The sequence below is a fragment of the Mesorhizobium sp. M7A.F.Ca.US.014.04.1.1 genome (assembly GCF_003998745.1).
Taxonomy (GTDB): Bacteria; Pseudomonadota; Alphaproteobacteria; order Rhizobiales; family Rhizobiaceae; genus Mesorhizobium; species Mesorhizobium ciceri.
Genome location: NZ_RZRW01000539.1, coordinates 1 through 3,823, shown reverse-complemented (window position 1 = coordinate 3,823; position 3,823 = coordinate 1). Strand labels below are relative to the sequence as shown.

Sequence of the window (3,823 nt, the reverse complement as noted above, 5' to 3'; positions counted from 1 at the left end):
GTGCTGTCCCGCTCGGCACGTGCCGGCGATGCACCCGCCGTGCCGTCGCGCTGGCTTCAGCGGCTGCTGACCTTCATCGGCAGCGACCAGGCAGCGGAGCTGCGCCGGCGTGGCGACGAGCTGCTCGCCTGGGCGCGCGCGCTGGATGCCGGCCCAAGGCAGGATTTCGCGCCACGGCCGCAGCCGAAGCCGCCGCTGTCGGTGCGCCCGACGCATTTCTCGGTCACCGAGATCGAGACCCTGCGCCGTGACCCCTACGCCGTCTATGCAAGACGCATCCTCGGCCTGATGCCGCTCGATCCGGTTATTCGCGACCCTGGTGCGGCCGAGCGCGGCACGCTGTTTCACGCCATCCTGCACCTGTTCTCAGGCAGCGTCGCCGATCCGCGCGCTCCCGATGCGCTTGCCGGCCTCATCGCCGCCGGCCGCGCCTGCTTTGCCGAAGCCGCCCTTCCGGCCGACGTCGAGGCGGTGTGGTGGCCGCGCTTCGAGAAACTCGCCGCCAACATCATCGAGTGGGAGCGCACGCGCGCTGATGCTGTGACAAGGCGCCATGCCGAGGAGCGCGCCGGAAAGACCGTTGTCGGCCAGTCCGGCGTGACGCTGTCCGGCTACGCCGACCGCGTCGACCTTCTGGCCGGCGGCATGGCCGACATACTGGACTACAAGACCGGCTCCTCGCCGTCCAAGGCGCAGGCGCACACACTGCTTGCGCCGCAACTGGCGCTCGAGGGCGCGCTGCTCAGGCGCGGCGCCTTCAAGGATTTGGGCGTGCGTGAGCCCTCTCAACTGGCTTTCATCAGGCTGAAGCCGAATGGCGAGGTGTTCGAGGAATCCATCCTCGAACACAACCGCCAGCCGCGGACCGCGACCGATCTTGCCGAAGAGGCCTGGGCACGGCTGGAAAAGCTATTGATCCACTATGCGGACCCTGCGACCGGGTATCTGTCGCGCGCGCTGCCGTTCCGCGAAGGCGAGACGGATGGCGACTACGACCATCTTGCCCGCGTGCTCGAATGGTCGGCAGGCGGCGATGCCGGCGACGAGGGAGGGGAGGCATGAAGAAGGCCTATCCCATTCCCAGCGACACCGCGACCAGCCAGGCCCGCGCCGCCGACCCCGGCAATTCCGCCTGGGTGTCGGCCAATGCCGGCTCCGGCAAGACCCATGTGCTGGCGCAGCGCGTAATCCGGCTGCTGCTGCGCGGCACCGATCCGTCGAAGATCCTGTGCCTGACCTATACGCGCGCCGCCGCCGCCAACATGTCGAACCGGGTCTTTTCGACACTGTCGGAGTGGACGACGCTTGGTGACGTGGATCTGGCGGCAAAGGTCGAGGCGCTGGAGGGGCGCCGGCCCGATCTCGAGACCATGCGCCGGGCGCGGCGCCTGTTCGCCGAGGCGCTGGAAACGCCCGGCGGGCTGAAGATCCAGACCATTCACGCCTTCTGCGAATCGGTGCTGCACCAGTTCCCGCTGGAGGCCAACATCCCGGCCCATTTCGAGATGCTCGACGGCCAGATGGAGGCATCGCTGTTTGCCGCGGCGCGCCGCGAGATGATTTCGGGCACGTCCGCCGGTGACAGGGATCTGGCCGAGGCTTTTGCCTCCATTCTCGATCGGGGCGGCGAAGCCGGGCTCGACGCCTTGCTGGGTGAGATTGTGCGCAAGCGCGACGGCTTGCGCCATTTCATCGAGGCGGTCGGGCGCGATGGCACGCATTTCCAGGCCCTGTTCGACGAATTCCATTTCCATCCAGGCCAGACGGCCGAGGGCATAGCCGCTTCGGTATGGCCGTTGCCGGGCTTCCTGCCCGACTATTTTGCCGGCTTCGCCCACGCCGCCGAGGCCACCGACGCCAGATCGGTACTGAACAACATCCTGCCCTATGCGCGGCAGGCTTTTGCCGAGGGCGATCCCATTCGCCGCCTGCAACTGCTCGCGCGAGCCTTCCTCAAGACCGATGGCGACGCTTACGACCCGGCAAAGGCCTTCAAGAAGGCCCTGGTCGACCGGTTGCCGGATCTGGCGGAGCGTTATCTCTCGGCCGCCAACGCCATAGTCGAAACCACCGATCGGCTGGCCCTGTTCCGGATGCTTGAAGGCACGGCTGCCGCGCTGACCATCGCCGACTGGCTGATCGCCCGCTACGAAATGCTCAAGCGCAGCCGCGGCTTCCTCGATTTCAACGACCTGATCACCCGCACCGTCAACCTGCTGGCGCGGCCGGACGCCGGCCCCTGGGTGCAGTACAAGCTCGACCAGGGCATCGACCACATCCTGCTCGACGAGGCGCAGGACACCAGTCCGGACCAATGGGAAGTGGTGAAACGGCTGGCGGAGGAATTCTTTGCCGGCTTTGGCGCACGCGACAGGGTCCATCGCACGGTGTTCGCCGTCGGCGACGAGAAGCAGTCGATCTATTCGTTCCAGGGTGCGGCCCCGGACTCCTTCGCCGACAGCCGGCTGTTGTTTGCCGGACGAGTGCGTGACGCCGAGGCGTCCTTCGCCGACCTCAAGCTGACCTGGTCGTTCCGCTCGACCGACGATGTTCTGACCGCGGTCGACCGCGTCTTCGCCGATCCAGCCGTGCGGCGCGGCATCAGTCATGATCCCGATCCGCTTCGCCACCAGGCGATCCGCACCGACGCGCCGGGCTATGTCGAGGTGTGGCCGTCGGTCGGCGCCGATGTTGTCGATGAGCCCGACGACTGGACGCAAGCCATCGACCATGCCCACGCGCCGGCGGTGCGCGTGGCCGAGAACGTCGCCGCCACCATCGCCGGCTGGATCGGCAGTGGCGAAATCATCGAAGGCCGCGGCAAGCGGCTGCGGCCGGGCGATGTGCTGGTGCTGGTGCGCAAGCGCGATCGCTTCGTCCATGCCCTGACCCGCGCACTCAAACGCCGCGACATTCCGGTTGCCGGCGCCGACCGGTTGAGCCTGCCCGGGCACATCGCGGTCAAGGACCTGATCGCGCTCGGTCACCTCCTCATCCAGCCGCAGGACGATTTGTCGCTTGCCGCCGTGTTGCGCAGCCCGATCTTCGATCTGCCGGAAGAGGCGCTTTTCACGCTCGCCGCGCAGAGGCCGGCCGGCCTGTCATTGATCGCATCGCTGCGACAGCACGCCGGCGAAAGCGAGAGACTGGCGAAGATCGTCGCCCAGGTCGACATCTGGACGAACGAAGCCGCGTTTAAGCCAGTGTTCGAATTCTACGCCGCCCTGCTGGCGCGCGATGGCGTGCGCCGCAAGATGATCGCGCGGCTCGGGCCCGAAGCTGGCGATATTCTCGACGAGTTCCTCAGCTTCTGCCTTGCCGAGGAGCGAACCGGCCTGCCGGGGCTGGAAGCCTTCCTGTCGACACTGGAAAACGCCGGTCCCGAGATCAAGCGCGAGATGGACCAGACCCGCGACGAGGTCCGGGTCATGACCGTGCACGCCGCCAAGGGCTTGGAAGCGCCCGTCGTGTTCCTGGTCGATGGCGGTTCCGCGCCGTTCAGCGACCAGCATTTGCCGCGCCTGATGCCCTTCGATGGCTCCGGCGCGAACTGGGACGGCAAGGGCTATCTCTGGCGCTCGGCCAGCGAGGTCGCCAACGGTTTTTCGAAAGCGGCGGCCTCAAGGGCACGGGAACTCGCCGACGACGAATACCGCCGGCTGCTCTATGTCGGCATGACCCGTGCCGAGGACCGGCTGATCGTCTGCGGCTATCATGGCAAGCGGGCGCCGAACGCCGGCACCTGGCACTCGATCGTCAGCCGCGCGCTGATCGGCGCGTCGGAGAGCGAGCAGCGTGCGGCTGACGATCGAGTGCCAGGTGC

2 protein-coding genes are annotated in these 3,823 nt (G+C 67.3%); both read left to right on the top strand.

What is annotated here, in order from left to right:
* Window positions 1–1,062 (top strand): PD-(D/E)XK nuclease family protein (locus EOA22_RS26985; RefSeq protein ID WP_206521339.1); only part of this gene is annotated, 1,062 nt, incomplete at its 5' end.
* The coding region (gene addA, locus EOA22_RS26980) for a double-strand break repair helicase AddA (protein WP_127390341.1) at window positions 1,059–3,823 on the top strand (2,765 nt) is incomplete at its 3' end. The genes EOA22_RS26985 and addA, both read left to right, overlap by 4 nt.